General features: G+C 68.9%; 16 protein-coding genes. 12 read left to right on the top strand and 4 right to left on the bottom strand.

Annotated features, from left to right (window positions below):
- Positions 1-71 precede the first annotated feature (71 nt).
- Positions 72-680, top strand: coding sequence for an Rv1363c family protein (locus G6N49_RS21955; RefSeq protein WP_083044547.1), 609 nt, complete (start codon positions 72-74; stop codon positions 678-680).
- Positions 677-1183 (top strand): twin-arginine translocation pathway signal, encoded by a 507-nt coding sequence (locus G6N49_RS21950; protein WP_234789224.1) that lies wholly within the window; start codon positions 677-679, stop codon positions 1181-1183. The genes G6N49_RS21955 and G6N49_RS21950 overlap by 4 nt, the downstream gene beginning before the upstream one ends.
- Here G6N49_RS21950 and G6N49_RS21945 read toward each other — a convergent pair.
- Positions 1180-1761 (bottom strand): PaaI family thioesterase, encoded by a 582-nt coding sequence (locus G6N49_RS21945; protein WP_011557713.1) that lies wholly within the window; start codon positions 1759-1761, stop codon positions 1180-1182. The two genes, G6N49_RS21950 and G6N49_RS21945, sit on opposite strands and share 4 nt — an antisense overlap.
- Complete coding sequence (locus tag G6N49_RS21940; protein ID WP_083044580.1) at positions 1758-3302, bottom strand: FAD-binding protein; 1545 nt, start codon at positions 3300-3302, stop codon at positions 1758-1760. Before G6N49_RS21940 ends, G6N49_RS21945 begins: the two co-directional genes overlap by 4 nt.
- Positions 3303-3322: 20 nt before the next feature.
- Between G6N49_RS21940 and G6N49_RS21935 the strand changes: the two genes are divergently transcribed.
- The 4 genes from G6N49_RS21935 (at position 3323) to G6N49_RS21920 (ending at position 6658) form a co-directional block, all read left to right on the top strand.
- Entirely contained in the window at positions 3323-4069 is a 747-nt protein-coding gene (locus G6N49_RS21935) for a PadR family transcriptional regulator (protein ID WP_011557715.1), read from the top strand.
- 69 nt (positions 4070-4138) lie between these two features.
- Entirely contained in the window at positions 4139-5365 is a 1227-nt protein-coding gene (locus G6N49_RS21930) for an NADH:flavin oxidoreductase (protein ID WP_064916385.1), read from the top strand.
- An 8-nt stretch (positions 5366-5373) separates the two neighbouring features.
- Positions 5374-5796 (top strand): hypothetical protein, encoded by a 423-nt coding sequence (locus tag G6N49_RS21925; protein ID WP_083044548.1) that lies wholly within the window; start codon positions 5374-5376, stop codon positions 5794-5796.
- Between the two features lie 10 nt (positions 5797-5806).
- Complete coding sequence (locus G6N49_RS21920; RefSeq protein ID WP_083044549.1) at positions 5807-6658, top strand: LLM class F420-dependent oxidoreductase; 852 nt, start codon at positions 5807-5809, stop codon at positions 6656-6658.
- Between the two features lie 10 nt (positions 6659-6668).
- On the opposite strand, the gene G6N49_RS21915 is transcribed toward G6N49_RS21920, so the two are convergent.
- Together G6N49_RS21915 and G6N49_RS21910 are read right to left on the bottom strand one after the other, a co-directional pair.
- Positions 6669-7466, bottom strand: coding sequence for an SDR family NAD(P)-dependent oxidoreductase (locus G6N49_RS21915; protein ID WP_083044550.1), 798 nt, complete (start codon positions 7464-7466; stop codon positions 6669-6671).
- A gap of 19 nt (positions 7467-7485) precedes the next feature.
- Entirely contained in the window at positions 7486-9192 is a 1707-nt protein-coding gene (locus G6N49_RS21910) for a 3-ketosteroid-delta-1-dehydrogenase (protein ID WP_083044551.1), read from the bottom strand.
- Between the two features lie 100 nt (positions 9193-9292).
- Between G6N49_RS21910 and G6N49_RS21905 the strand changes: the two genes are divergently transcribed.
- From G6N49_RS21905 to G6N49_RS21880, 6 genes are all read left to right on the top strand, one after another.
- Positions 9293-10087, top strand: coding sequence for an SDR family NAD(P)-dependent oxidoreductase (locus G6N49_RS21905; RefSeq protein ID WP_011854329.1), 795 nt, complete (start codon positions 9293-9295; stop codon positions 10085-10087).
- Positions 10084-10587 (top strand): nuclear transport factor 2 family protein, encoded by a 504-nt coding sequence (locus G6N49_RS21900; RefSeq protein ID WP_083044552.1) that lies wholly within the window; start codon positions 10084-10086, stop codon positions 10585-10587. Before G6N49_RS21905 ends, G6N49_RS21900 begins: the two co-directional genes overlap by 4 nt.
- Positions 10588-10638: 51 nt before the next feature.
- The gene (locus G6N49_RS21895; protein WP_011557723.1) at positions 10639-11775 is read left to right on the top strand and encodes a 3-ketosteroid-9-alpha-monooxygenase, oxygenase component; all 1137 of its coding nucleotides are present in this window, start codon (positions 10639-10641) and stop codon (positions 11773-11775) included.
- Positions 11772-12062: a ferredoxin gene (locus G6N49_RS21890; protein ID WP_083044553.1), complete on the top strand. Its 291-nt coding sequence runs from the start codon at positions 11772-11774 to the stop codon at positions 12060-12062. Before G6N49_RS21895 ends, G6N49_RS21890 begins: the two co-directional genes overlap by 4 nt.
- A 9-nt stretch (positions 12063-12071) precedes the next feature.
- Positions 12072-12884 (top strand): SDR family NAD(P)-dependent oxidoreductase, encoded by an 813-nt coding sequence (locus G6N49_RS21885; RefSeq protein WP_011557725.1) that lies wholly within the window; start codon positions 12072-12074, stop codon positions 12882-12884.
- Between the two features lie 96 nt (positions 12885-12980).
- On the top strand, positions 12981-14216 hold the full coding sequence (locus tag G6N49_RS21880; RefSeq protein ID WP_083044554.1) for a DUF222 domain-containing protein: 1236 nt from the start codon (positions 12981-12983) through the stop codon (positions 14214-14216).
- The last annotated feature ends 3 nt before the right edge of the window (positions 14217-14219 follow it).

The following is a 14219-nucleotide window of genomic DNA, read 5'->3' as shown; positions in this document are numbered from 1 at the left end:
GACAGCGGACGAGGACCCCGCAACCGGGTGACTAGGGTCCCGCTGAAGTAGTAGATCGGAAGGAGGCCGTAGTGCCTCACGGCAAGACCTCTGTGCTGAACGACGAAGCGCTGAACGACGAAGCGCTGAACGAAGAAGCGCTGGCCGACGAAGCGGAAGCCGAAGCGGCCGAGCCGAAACGCCGCCGCTTCCGCCGCCCGGGCTGGAGCACCGTCGTCGCTGTCCTCGCCGTGTTCGTCACCGCCGCATCGCTTGCGGCGAGTGGATACGTGACGTGGCACCACCGCGAAGCGATGCACCGACAACAGCAGTCGGCCGAGTTCGAGGCCGCGGCGAGGCAGATCGCGATCACACTGATGTCCATCGACGCCGCCAAGGCGGAGGAGAGCGTCAAGCAGATCCTCGACAGCTCGACCGGACAGTTCCACGAGGAGTTCAAGTCGGCCTCAGAGGACTTCGTCAAGCTCACCCAGGACGGCAAGGTGGTCACCGACGTCAAGGTCAAGGCGGCCGCCGTCGAATCCATGACGGAGGATTCGGCAACCGTTCTCGTCACCACGACGTCGACGGTCACCAACGCCGCAGGCGCCGACAAACAACCCCGGGCGTGGCGTCTCAGCGTCGACATCGTCAGGGACGCAGGCCGACTCAAGATGTCGAAGATGGAGTTCGTCCCGTGAACGTTCGGAGCACGATGCGGCAGGCACGCTGGCGGCTCATCCTGACCGTACTGATCGCCGCGGCGTCCGTCGGGCTGGCGGTCGTCCTCTACGTCACCCAGTACCGCACCGATGTGCAGACCGACGGGGCGGCCGCCTCGGCGGCGGTCCGGGCGGCCTCGGAGGGCACGGTCGCCCTGCTGTCCTATCAACCCGACAGCGTCGACACCGACCTGACAGCCGCGAAAACCCACCTGACGGGCGAATTCCTCACCTACTACGGCAAATTCAGCGACGAGATCCTGCTGCCGGCGGCCAGAGAGAGAGCGGTACGGAGCGAGGCGGCGGTCGTCCGTGCCGCGGAGGCCGAGATCCACCCGGACACCGCGAAAGTACTGGTCTACGTCAACCAGACGACGACGAGCCGGGAGCGTCCGGACGCCTCACAGACCGCGAGCAGCGTCATGGTCAGCCTCACCAAAGTCGGTGAACGGTGGCTGATCTCGGCGTTCGACCCGATCTAGTCGGCCGATCGGTCCGCCCTGGGCCGGATGAAGACACCCTGGGCCTCCACCGTGGTCTGGCCGGCGGACAGAATCCGGCCCCGGGCATAGGTCTTCCGTCCGTCCTCGTGCTCTACCCAGGCCTCGGCACGCAACGGGCCCAGCGGTGTGGGACGCACGTACCGCAACTGAAGCGTGCCGGTGAACGCCGGGCGGTCCGGACGGTGTGCGGTGGCCCCGAGTAGATGGTCCAGGATCAGCGAACACACGCCGCCGTGGACGTGACCGACCGGCCCCTCGTACGCCGCGCCGAGGTCCACCTCGGTGCTGACCAGGCCGGCCTCGTCACGATCCACGATCAGCGGTGGAGCGATCGCGTTGCGCTCCCCGATGAGGACGTTGCCCCGGGGCGCGCGACGGCCGTCGGGTGCGGCTCGGACTCCGTAGGCACCCGGCATCATCTGTTCACCGAGGATGTCGAGGGCCGCCGCGACGTGGGCGTGTGCGGCGGCGATCTTCTCGGGGTCGACCTCGGTGCGGATGACGGCGTCGATCAGGGACCGGACCGACTCCGTCAACGGTTCGTGCCCGTCGTTCACCGCGGTCCCGCGCCCGCCATGTCCATCGCGGCGAGATGGCTGAACAGCAGGGAGGCGCCGATCGGGTTGCCGCCACCCGGATACGTCGTGCCACTGACCGCGGCCATGGTGTTGCCCGCAGCGTAGAGGCCGGGGATCGGCCTGCCGTCGGCGTCGAGCACACGTGCGCTGGTATCGGTACGCAGTCCGCCCTTGGTGCCCAGGTCCGACACCCCGAAAGCCGCGGCGTGGAAGGGCGGTTGCTCGATCGCCACCATCGGCGACCTACCGCCGGAGAACGCGCGGTCATACGGTTCGTCACCGCGGCCGAAGTCGGTGTCGCGCCCGCCGGCGACCATCGCGTTGAACCGGGCGACCGTGGCGGTCAACGCAACCGCCGGGACCCCGATCAAGTCCGCCAGTGTGTCGAGCGTGTCCGCCGTACGCCACAGACCGGCGTCCCGGTACTGTGCTGCCTCGACCATCGCCACGTTGGTGGCCTTGACCGGAGGCACCTCGCCCTCGCGGTCGTCGTAGACCATCCAGAACGGCAAAGTCATACCCCGAGAATCCATCTCGGCGATAACGGCCCGGCCCAGCCGGTCGTAGGGCGCCGATTCGTTGACGAACCGTTCACCGCGCTGATCGACGAAGATGCCGCCGGTGAACCAGAGCGCGAACGCCGACCGCCCGTCCGGGTGGGTCAGGCCGGGCGACCACCACGCCTGATCCATGAGGTCGGTGGCGGCGCCGACCCGGATCGCCGCCCGATGTGCCGCGCCGGTGTTGCCGGGACATCCCATCGTGTCCTCGGCTCGTCCCGGCACACCGAACGATTCGCGCATCCGGGAGTTCTGCTCGAATCCACCCGCGGCGAGCAGCACGCCGCGGCGTGCGCGAACCCTGACGTTCTCACCGTCGCGGTTGATCACCGCCCCGACGACCGCGCCGTCGACGTCGACGAGATCGACCAGCGGCGCACCCAGATGGGTTCGTGCGTGCGGGAACCGAGCGAGCGCGGCGAGGAAGCGCCCGATCAGCGCCCGCCCTCCGGTCAACAGTGCGGGGACTGGATGCCCGAGGCGTTCGGCGTCGAGCGGTCCGCGGATCTGCGCGGCCTGCGGTCCGACGTCGGCGGCGGGCAGCGGTACCGGGACGATGTGGCGGCGGCCGTCGGCGCGGGCGTGTTCGACCGCACCGAAGTAGTCCGGCCAGGGGAGTTCGGCGAACTGGAAATGCTCGTCTCGTTCGAGGTATTCGATGAGGCGGGGGCCGCCCAGGACGTAGGCCCGCTGCAGGTCCAACGGCGTCCGGTCACCGACTACGCGATGGAAGTACGCGAGCGCGTCCTCGGGGCTGTCGTCGATGCCCGCCCGCTGCGCCACCGGGTTGCACGGGAACCACATGCCGCCGCCACCGGAGTACGCGGTGGTTCCGCCGAAGCGTTCGGTCGCCTCGACGAGGGCGACGGACAGTCCTTCGCGCGCCGCGGTGTAGGCGCCGGCGACACCGCCGCCGGATCCGACGACGACGACGTCGACCTCCTCGTCGAAAGCTGACATGGAGTGCACCTTTCCCGGTGATGGCAACGGCAGGCAAGTGTCGGTCCCGATCAGTGGATCACACGAAGGCGCAGGTCACGGCGCGTTGCTACCCTGGATGGGTGAAATCCGGCGACGGCCCGAACGTGACCGCTACAGGGTGGGCCCTGCTCGGCGTGCTGTCGTACCAGGATGAGCTGACCGGCTACGACATCAAGAAATGGACCGAGTGGAGCCTGCGGTTCTTCTACGGCAGCCCGGCCTACAGCCAGATCTACACCGAACTGAAGAAGCTCGAGAACATCGGCCTGTTGACCTCGAGGGTCGAGACCGACGGTGGCGCGCGCAGTAAACGGCTCTACAAGATCACCAAGGCGGGCCTCGACGCGTTGAGGGACTGGGCGGACGAGGGACCGGTGGACCCGCCTCAGCTCAAGCACAACCCGCTGCTGAGGGTGACGTTCGGGCATCTGACGAACCCCCGACGGCTCAAGGAGATCATGCAGGACCACGTCGCCTACGCCGACCGGATGCAGCGCGAAGCCGCCACCGAGGCGCGTTGGGCCGAGGCCGAACCCGCATGGGCCTACGGCCGGGTGGCGCTGCAGTGGGCCGAACGCTACTACGCCGCAGAACGTGAACTGGCCCAGAGCGTCATCAAGGATCTCGACGCGGCCGAGGAGGCCTTCGCCAAGTCGGCCGAGTCCAACCAGGACGGGAAGCCGTCGCTGGCCAAGGACTACTGGTACGAGATCGAGCGCAGGGTCAGGGCCGAAGAAGGCGATTGACGTCGCGCGCTGTTCCGGTGAGCGGAAAGGTGATCCGCCACCGCCGCGCCCCGCTGTTAGAACCGACTGATGGGACGTGAACGGCCGACGGCCGCGGACGACATCGACCCGCTGCAGCCGGCCGTGCTCGGTCCCGTCACCCTGCGGAACCGCGTCATCAAGGCCGCCACCTCCGAGGGACGGTCACCGGACGGCCTGGTCACCGACGACCTGATCGCCTTCCACAAGCGCTTCGCGGACGGTGGTGTCGGCATGACCACCGTCGCGTACTGCACCGTGGCCGAAGACGCCGCCAGTGCGCCCGGCCAGATCCTGATGAGCCGGCGGGCCGTCCCGGGCCTGCGCAGACTCGCCGACACCGTGCACCAGGCGGGTGCGGCGGTCTCGGCGCAGCTCGGCCACGGCGGTGTCGTCGCGACCCGCAAGGTCAACAAGGTCACCCCGAAGGCCCCGAGCAGATTCGTCAACCCCCAGTCCTTCGACTACTGCCGTCCGATCAGCCGCGACGAAATCCTCACGGTGGTCGACCAATTCGGGACCGCGGCACAGGTGGCCGTCGACGCCGGGTTCGACGCCGTGGAACTCCACCTCGGACATCTGTATCTGCCCAGTTCTTTCCTGAGTCCGCTGATGAACCGGCGCAAGGACGAATACGGCGGCAGCATCGACAACCGGGCCCGGTTCGCCCGCCAGATCGCCCAGCGGGTTCGCGAGGTCGTCGGCAACCGCGCCGCCGTCATCGCCAAGCTCAGCATGGAGGACGGTAAGCGGGGCGGGATCGCGCTGAGCGAATCGCTGCGCGTGGTGCAGTTGCTCGACGCCGACCGCAACCTCGACGCGATCGAACTCACGCAGGGCTCTTCGGTGTTCAAACCGATGTACCTGTTCCGCGGCGACACCCCGGTCGACGAGTTCGCGGCCGTGATGCCGCCGCCGATGAACCTCGGGGTGAGGATGGTGGGCAAGCGGGTGCTCGGAACCTTCCCCTACCGGGATCTGTACATGCTCGATGCGGCGCGCCAGTTCGTCCCCGTCGCCGCGCACACACCGCTGATCCTGCTCGGCGGCATCACCACTGGCGAACACATGCAGGACGCGATGCGTGAGGGTTTCGCATTCGTGGCCATGGGGCGCGCGCTGCTACGAGAACCCGATCTGGTCAACCAGATTCGCGAGCAACCGGGCAAACGCAGCCTGTGTAACCACAACAACAAGTGCATGGTGACGGTGTTCGGCAAGACGCACTGCGTGCTGGACCCGGGCCAGCGCTACGGACCGGTGGTGAGCCAGTCGTGAGGAGCGCAGTGGTGGGTGCGGTGTTGGCGTTGGCGGCGGTGCTGTCGCCGCCGGCGGCGCACGCCGAGACGCCGTACGGCAACTTCGAGATGCAGATCCAGGGCAGGTACGACTTCCACACCTGGCTGTGGGCGGTGTCGCGGTGCCCGGGTGAGTGTCTACGGGTGCAGGCGATCGCGCAGCCCGTCGCCAAGGCGTTCGCGTTCCGGGCGGATGCCCACCTGGTCGACGGGCGCTACACCATGACCGTCGACGTGCCCGACGGATTGCGTTGCGGCAACGTCTACTACGGTCCGGTGATCCCCACCCGTGACGTGTACACCTGGGACGACGCCACCCGGTCGGGAACGCTGTCCTCGTCTTTCGCCACCGGATGTGACGGCGCGCCCGGTGGGACCCTGACCTACCCGTTCCGGCTGGTTCGCCTGTAGAAAGCACTGCATGCGAATCGGTGTGTCCACGCCAGTGGTCGTCCAGGTGCCCGGGGTGGCCGCGGAGTGGGAGCGGGACGCCGGGATCGAGGACCTGCGGACGGTCGCCGAGGCGGCGGATTCCCTCGGCTTCGAGTACCTGACCTGCTCCGAGCATGTCGCCGTGCCGGCCGCCGACGCGCAGGCCCGCGGCGCCGTGTACTGGGATCCGCTCGCCACGCTGGGCTTCCTGGCCGCGTGTACGTCACGCATCCGGCTGGCGACGTCGGTGATCGTGCTCGGCTACCACCACCCGCTGGAGATCGCCAAGCGGTACGGCACCCTCGACCGGGTCAGCGGCGGCCGGTTGACACTGGGCGTCGGCGTGGGATCCCTGGCCGCGGAGTTCGAGCTCCTCGGCGCGCAGTTCGGTGACCGCGGCCGCCGCGCCGACGACGCGCTGCGCGCGCTCCGCGCCTCCCTGTCGACGACTCGACCGGCCTACGACGGCGAGTTCTACCAATACGATTCCGTGGTGGTCGAACCGTGCGCGGCGCAGCCGCGGGTGCCCATCTGGGTCGGTGGACGCACCCGGCGATCACTGCGCCGGGCAGTGGAATTGGCCGACGGCTGGATGCCCTTCGGGCTGTCGGCCGGTCAGCTCTCGGAGCTGTTGTCGACGGTGGACGTCCCGGCCGGCTTCGACATCGTCCTGCCGGTCGGGCCGCTCGACCCCTCCGGGGACCGGGAGCGGGCCGCGCGGCGGCTGCGCGCACTCGACGAGCTCGGGGCGACGGCGGTCACGTGCACACTCGCGGCGACCTCCGCCGGTCACTATTGCGATCAGCTCGAGGCGCTGCGCGCCGTCGCCGACGACCTCTGACCGTCTCCGGTCACATGTGGGTGCCGCCGTCGACCCGCACCTCGGTGCCGGTGACGAAGAACGCGTCGGCCGACCCGAGCATCGCCACCACCGATGCGACGGCCGACGGGTCGGCGAACATCGCGCCGCCGTCGATGGCCAGCATCGGCTGCAGCCGCGAGAACAGCGAGTAGTCGGTGTCGTCGGGCAGGCCCGGACCCACGCTCTGTCTGGCCTGACCGGTGCCATCGGTCATACCAGACGAGATCGACCCCGGCTGAACGCAATTGAAGCGGATGCCGTCTTTTGCGAACTCGAGCGCCAAGGTGTGGGTCATCGACAGGATGCCGCCCTTGGAGGCGGCGTAGGCCGACATGTACGGATGGCCGAAATGCGCCGACGTCGAGCTGAAGTTGACCACGGCGGGGCCGTTCCCGTTGCGCAGCGCGGAAATCGCCTCCCGGGTGACCAGGAACGTGCCGACCAGATTGATCCGCAACACCCGCTCGAAGTCGGTGAGCGTGGTCTGTTCGAGCCGCGCCGAGCGCAGTATCCCCGCGACGTTGACGAGGGTGTCCAGCCCGCCGAGGATGCCGATCGCCTCGGCCACCCCGGCCCTCACCGACTCCTCGTCACCGACGTCCATGACGAGCGTCGACAGCCGGTCGGCGGCGGACTGCGCCTTGCTCACGGTGTCTTTCAGTCCGGCTTCGCTGACGTCGGCGGCGACGACATGCCCGCCCTCGTCGAGGATCCGCAGCACGCACGCCTGTCCGATGCCCGATCCGCCACCGGTGATGAGGACGCGCCGATCGGTGTAACGGGACATTCCGGTGAGCTCCTCTCCGTCAGGCCTGTGCCGCATCCTGTGCGGCGATGTAGCCGTACACCAGGCCCTGGGCGATCGTCGCCCCGGCGCCAGGATAGGTGGCGCCGAAGGCGTTGGCGGCCGTGTTCCCGATCGCGTACAGACCGTCGATCGTGGTGCCGTCCTCCCGCAGGACGCGGGCTCGGTCGTCGGCGCGCAGGCCACCGCAGGTGCCGAGGTCGCTGAGCACCATCTTCACGGCGTAGAAGGGGCCGCGGTCGAGCGCACGCAGATTCGGGTTCGGGGTCACCGTGAGGTCGCCGTAGTACCGGTCATAGGCGCTGCGACCGCGCCCGAGGTCGGAATCCTGCCCCGCATGGGCCATCTCGTTGAACCGCCGCACCGTGGCCACGAACTGCGCGTCCGGCACCCCCATCTTGCGGCCAAGGTCGTCGAGGCTCTCCGAACGGTGCGCGATGCCGGCGTCGTACCAGGCTTTCGGGACCGCCATCCGCGGGAACAGCTCCGCGGCGAACACGTAGCTGTTGCGGTACTGCTGGTCGAACACGATCCACATCGCCTCGACCGGGTCGCCTGCGCGTTCCCGGTCGAGCACTGCCTGCCCGAAGGTCATGTAGTCGCAGGACTCGTTGACGAACCGGCTGCCCGTCTGGTCGACGATGAGTGATCCCGGAAGCGACCGTTCGGCAAGCATCACCTTCGGATCGCCGTCCGGAAGCGCCGCCACCGCGGGGAACCACCACGACTGATCCATGAGATCGATTGCCGCGCCGAGATCCTGGGCGACGCGGATGGCGTCACCGGTGTTGGTCTCCGCGCCGAGGCTCGCATGCTCACCCAGCCTCTCGGACTGGAACTTCCAGCGCATGTCCATGTGATGGTCGAAACCCCCGGCAGCCAGTACGACACCCCGGCGCGCGGTGACGGTGATCTCCTGACCCCGGTGGTCGACCACGGCCCCGGTGACCCGGCCACCGTCGTCGGTGACGAGTCGCTGCAGTGCGGTCTCGGTCCAGATCGGGATGCCGGCGCGCAACACACCGGCGAACAGGCCGGCCGCCAGCGCCTGCCCACCCGCCGCGTACCGCCGGCCGAGCAACAGACCACCGATCCCCTGACCGAGTCGCTTGGCCACCAACGGGATTCCCTTGCGGGGCACCCGCGACATCAGGTTCAGCCAGCGGTAGTCGGCGCCGGTCGTCGGCATCGGGATCTTGACTTCCATCACGCCCGGACGCAACCTCGGCAAGTACTCCCCGAGGACCGCGGTGTCCAGCGGGCGGCACTCGCACGTGCGGCCCGCAGCGGAACCGCCGGGTTGTTCCGGGTGGTAGTCCGAGTACTCCCGCGCCCAGAACAGCCGCATCGGGGTCGTGCGGCGCAACAGGTCGATCGTGGCGTCGACGTGTTCGAGGAATGCTGCGGAGCGCGACGCGGGCGCCGTGCCGTCCACCACCGCGTCGAGATAGGTCGCGGCCCGCTGCGAGGTGTCCCCGCCGCCGTCACCGTCGATCACCTGACTGGCGGGCAGCCACAGCGCACCTCCGGACCGCGCCGTCGAGCCGCCGACGAACTCCGACTTCTCGACGATCAGCACCGACAGGCCGCGGGCCTGGGCGGCCAGCGCGGCGCCCATCCCGGTACCGGAGCCCACCACCAGGAGGTCGACGGTGGTGTCGAGGACCGGCAGTCCACCGGGAATCGTCGCTGTATGCGCAGTCGTCACGGCCGTGACGCTAGGGCGTCACCCCTCCCGGCAGCACCGACTCGCCCGGTCAGCGGAACACCTGGCCGGCGGCAGGGACCCACGGTGTTGGATCGTCCTCATGACAGACCTCGACAAGTACGGGCCGTGGGCCGTCATCGCCGGTGGATCCGAAGGAGTCGGAGCGGAGTTCGCGCGGTCACTCGCCGGAGACGGTTTCAACCTCGTGCTGATCGCCCGCAAACCCGGGCCGCTGGACGAGACCGCCGAGTCCTGCCGCGAACTCGGCGCCGACGTGCGCACGCTGTCCCTCGATCTGCTCGACCCCGAGGCCACCTCGCGCATCGCCGAAGCCACCGCCGACATCGAGGTGGGTCTGCTGATCTACAACGCAGGCGCCAGTACGTGCAACGATCCCTTCCTCGACGCCGATCTGGCCGAGTGGCGCAAGATCATCGACCTCAACATGTCCAGGATGCTCGAGCTGACGCAGCATTTCGGCAGGCGCATGGTCGCGCAGTCGCGCGGCGGCATCATTCTGGTCGGATCGCTGTCGGGGTACATGGGCTCGGTGCGGCATGCGGTGTACTCCGGGGTGAAGGCGTTCGGCCGGATGTTCGCCGAGAGCCTCTGGCTGGAACTGCGTGAGCAGGGTGTGGATGTTCTCGAACTGGTCCTCGGGGTGACCCGGACACCGGCGATGGAGCGCGCCGGCCTGCGATTCGACATCCCGGGGTTCATCGTCAACGACCCCGCCGACGTCGCCCGCGAGGGGCTGGAGCATCTCGGTGACGGGCCGGTACGCGTCGCCGGCGGCAACGCCGAGCAGGCGGCGCGCAACAGCGGTCCGGACCGCGCCAGGATCGTGCTCGAATCCCACCTGGCCATCCAACGACTCATCGGGGCGCAGCCGTGAGTTCGGACCGGCTGGCGGCCCTCGAGGCGCGGTTGCAGCGGCTCGAGGACGAACGCGACATCCAGCGGCTCATCGCGAGCTACGGCCCGTACGTGGACGCCGCCGATGCCGACGGTGCCGCCGCACTGTGGGCCGAGGACGGCAGCTACGACGTCGAGGGCTGGCGGATGACCAGCCGCGACGACGTCCGGGCGATGGTCTCCTCGGACGGCCACCGAGCGCTCGTCGCCGCAGGGTGCTGCCATTACCTCGGCCCGTCGATCGTCACCGTCGACGATGACGAGGCGGTGGCTGTGTGTGAATCCGTGGTGCTGCGCACGACCGGCGAGACGCCGGTCGGATATGCGGTGTGGCGCGCGGCGGCCAACCACTTCCACCTGCGGCGGGTCGGGGGTGTCTGGCAGATCGCGGCGCGCACGACGCGTCTGCTCGACGGCAACCCCGAGGCGCACCGACTGTTGACGGCCGGTGTCGCGGGGCAGCGGTCCGACCTGTCCTGATGAGCGGAACATTCGCCCCCCGGCGCCACCGCCCGGCGGTAGAACTGTCACATGACGTCCGACATCGACGAGGTTCGGCAGATCGAGGCCGACGCGGCACCGACCCGGTTCGCCCGCGGGTGGCACTGTTTGGGGTTGACGCGTGATTTCGGCGACGGTAAACCGCACACCGTCAACGCCTTCGGCCAGAAGCTCGTCGTGTTCCGCAGCGGCGACGGCAGGATCAACGTGCTCGACGGCTACTGCCGTCACATGGGCGGTGACCTGAGCCAGGGCGAGGTCAAAGGCAACGAGATCGCCTGCCCGTTCCACGATTGGCGCTGGGGCGGCGACGGCCGGTGCAAGCAGGTCCCGTACAGCAAGCGGGCGCCGCGGCTTGCCCGCACCGCGACGTGGACCACGCTGGAACAGGACGGCATGCTGTTCGTCTGGAACGACCCGGAGCGCAAACCGCCGCCCGACGACGTGACGATCCCCCGGATCGAGGGCGCCACCAGCGACGAGTGGACCGACTGGCACTGGTACACCACGGTGGTCGACACCAACTGCCGTGAGGTCATCGACAACGTCGTCGACATGGCGCACTTCTTCTACATCCACGGGTCGCTGCCCACGCACTTCAAGAACATCTTCGAAGGCCACGTCGCCACCCAGTACATGAACAGCGCGGGACGCGCCGACCTCCAGCCCCCGGAGGGACCGCGGATGCTGGGCACCACCTCCGTCGCCTCCTACCACGGCCCCTCGTTCATGATCGACGACCTGACGTACCACTACGAAGAGGCCGATCACCACACCGTGCTGATCAACTGCCACTATCCGATCGACGCGAATTCCTTTGTGCTGCAATACGGCATCATCGTCAAGAAATCCGAGGCACTGCCCGACGACCTGGCGGTGCAGACCGCGGTCTCGCTGGGCGACTTCGTCAAGATGGGCTTCGAACAGGACGTCGAGATCTGGAAGAACAAGGCCCGCATCGACAATCCCCTCCTGTGCGAGGAGGACGGGCCGGTGTATCAATTGCGGCGCTGGTACGAGCAGTTCTACGTCGACATCGCCGACGTCACCCCCGATATGGTCGACCGATTCGAGTACGAGGTCGACACCACCCGCCCGCGGGAGGAGTGGATGAAGATCGTCGAGGCCAACATCAGCGCACGGGCGTCGGCGACGAGCGCGGGATGAGCGTCCGGCCCGACAACCGGCTCGACGACGCCCCCATGGTGCCGGTGACGTGCCGGGCCTGCGGCGCGAAAGTGCTCGCCCGCAAGAGCAGTTGGCAGCAGACCAGCGTCCAGTGGAGCGCCGACGCGGCGCAGCGCTGCCCGCAACGGCGGGACAGTGAGGCGCTCGCCGCGCACGGCCGCAAGACGGTCTTCCTGTCCTGCTCCGAGTTGTCCGAGTCGATCGTCGAGGCGGTGCGTGCGGGCCGGCTGTCCATCGTGGACGAAACGGTGGACGTCGCGCCGTAGTCTCGCCTGGTGACCGAACACATCGATCCGCCGGTGGCCGTCGTGACCGGGGCTTCTCGCGGAGCGGGCCGCGGTATCGCACGGGCGCTCATCGCCGCCGGGTGGCGGGTGTACCTGACCGGCCGCACCGTCGACAGTCTGGGCGAGGGTTCGGTGGCGGTGCCGCTCGACCACCGGGACGACGCGGCGGTGGGCGCCTTGTTCACGCGGGTGGAGGACGAGGCCGGCCGGCTCGACCTGCTGGTCAACAACGCCGCCGCGGTCCATGACGCGTTGACGGGTCGAGACCCGTTCTGGCAGAAGCCGGTTGAGCTGGGCGACATTCTCGACGTCGGATTGCGGTCGTCCTATGTGGCGGCCTGGTACGCGGCGCCTCTGCTTCTGCGCGGTCCCCGGGGACTGATCGCGTTCACGTCCTCGCCGGGATCGGTGTGCTACATGCACGGTCCGGCCTACGGCGCGCAGAAGGCGGGTGTCGACAAGATGGCGGCCGATATGGCTGTCGACTTCCGCGGTACGCCGGTGCACACCGTCTCGATCTGGATGGGCATCCTGCTGACCGAGAAACTGCGCGGTGCGTTCGACGGTAATCCGGATGGGCTGGCCGCGATGGCCGAGCACGCCGAGACGCCCGAATTCACCGGTCGGGTGATCGATGCGCTCTACCGTGACCCGGCCCGCGAGTCGCTGAGCGGGCACACCGTGATCGGCGCGGAACTGGCTGCGCGCTACGGGATCACCGACGAGGGCGGCAGGCAGCCGGTGTCACACCGCGGAATGCTGGGCGCGCCCCGGACGCCGAGTGACGTGGTGGTCCGCTGAGCGGGCTGCGCCGGTGCCTGTGGATAGAAGCGGCGCTGTGGATGACTCGGCCCAGCCGAGGGAATCGCGTCGGGGGTCGTGCTTAGCGTCGGTGTCATGGTCGATACAGAGATCGATGAGGCGGCGCTGATCGAGCGGATCGCGGCGCTGGAACGGGCGAAGTCCGCCGCGGCGGCTGCGCAGGCACGCGCGACCGCGTTGCTGGACGAGAAGCGCCGGGCCGCCGAGGCGGCGGCCGGTGTGCCGGCGAACAAGCGAGGCCGCGGTCTGGCCTCGGAGGTGGCGCTGGCGCGGCACGACTGCCCGAACAAGGGCGGCCGCCACCTCGGATTCGCCCGAGCGCTGGTCCACGAGATGCCCCACACCCTGGCCGCACTCGAGTGCGGTGCACTGTCGGAGTGGCGGGCGACGTTGATCGTCCGGGAATCGGCGTGCCTGTCGGTCGAGGACCGGCGCATGTTGGACGCCGAACTGTGCACGGACGTTGCCGCGCTGGAAGGTCTGGGCGACAAGCGCATCGAGGCCGAGGCGAAGAAGATCGCCTACCGCCTCGACCCTCAGGCGGTGGTCGACCGGGCCGCCAGGGCGGCCTCGGAGCGCACCGTGACGTGCCGGCCGGCGCCGGACACGATGACCTACGTGACGGCACTGCTGCCGGTTGCTCAGGGGGTGGCGGTCTACGCCGCGCTCAAACGGTCGGCCGACACCACCTTCGACGACCGGTCCCGCGGTCAGGTCATGGCCGACACGCTGGTCGAGCGGGTGACCGGCTGCCCCGCCGAGGTGGCCGTCCCAGTGGCGGTGAACCTGGTGATCACCGACGAAGCGCTGCTCGGCGGCGACCCGGAACCGGCGGTGATCAGCGGGTATGGTCCGGTACCCGCGGCGGCGGGCCGCCGCCTCGTCGACGCCGCGGTCACCGACAAGCGGTCGAAGGCCACGTTGCGCCGGTTGTACCGCCGGCCGCGCTCAGGTGCGTTGGTGGCGATGGAGTCACGGTCACGGTGCTTCCCGAAGGGCTTGGCCACGTTCATCGACCTGCGCGACCAGACCTGCCGTACCCCGTACTGCAACGCCCCGATCCGCCACCACGACCACGCACGGCCACACCGCGCCGGCGGACCGACCAGCGCGCTCAACGGGCTCGGCGAGTGCGAAGCATGCAACTACGCCAAAGAAGCCCCGGGCTGGCAGGTCACCGCCGCTATCGATGAAACCGGAACTCATACGGCGGAATTCACCACGCCAACCGGTGCGGTGTACCGCTCGACCGCACCGTCACCACCCGGTGTCGCGCCTCCGGACGCCGCGGGAGACTCGCGAGCCGCTTGAGCC

Origin of the sequence: Mycolicibacterium monacense (assembly GCF_010731575.1) — a bacterium.
GTDB classification, from domain to species: Bacteria; Actinomycetota; Actinomycetes; order Mycobacteriales; family Mycobacteriaceae; genus Mycobacterium; species Mycobacterium monacense.
This window is presented reverse-complemented; position numbering and strand designations above follow the sequence as displayed.

Bases quoted from the DNA above. Each gene is read 5' to 3' on its own strand.
- G6N49_RS21905 (WP_011854329.1), top strand. From the start codon at position 9,293: ATGACAGACCTCGACAAGTACGGGCCGTGGGCCGTCATCGCCGGTGGA.
- G6N49_RS21890 (WP_083044553.1), top strand. From the start codon at position 11,772: ATGAGCGTCCGGCCCGACAACCGGCTCGACGACGCCCCCATGGTGCCG.
- G6N49_RS21940 (WP_083044580.1), bottom strand. From the start codon at position 3,302: ATGTCAGCTTTCGACGAGGAGGTCGACGTCGTCGTCGTCGGATCCGGC.
- G6N49_RS21930 (WP_064916385.1), top strand. From the start codon at position 4,139: ATGGGACGTGAACGGCCGACGGCCGCGGACGACATCGACCCGCTGCAG.
- G6N49_RS21895 (WP_011557723.1), top strand. From the start codon at position 10,639: ATGACGTCCGACATCGACGAGGTTCGGCAGATCGAGGCCGACGCGGCA.
- G6N49_RS21880 (WP_083044554.1), top strand. From the start codon at position 12,981: ATGGTCGATACAGAGATCGATGAGGCGGCGCTGATCGAGCGGATCGCG.
- G6N49_RS21935 (WP_011557715.1), top strand. From the start codon at position 3,323: ATGGCAACGGCAGGCAAGTGTCGGTCCCGATCAGTGGATCACACGAAG.
- G6N49_RS21915 (WP_083044550.1), bottom strand. From the start codon at position 7,466: ATGTCCCGTTACACCGATCGGCGCGTCCTCATCACCGGTGGCGGATCG.
- G6N49_RS21920 (WP_083044549.1), top strand. From the start codon at position 5,807: ATGCGAATCGGTGTGTCCACGCCAGTGGTCGTCCAGGTGCCCGGGGTG.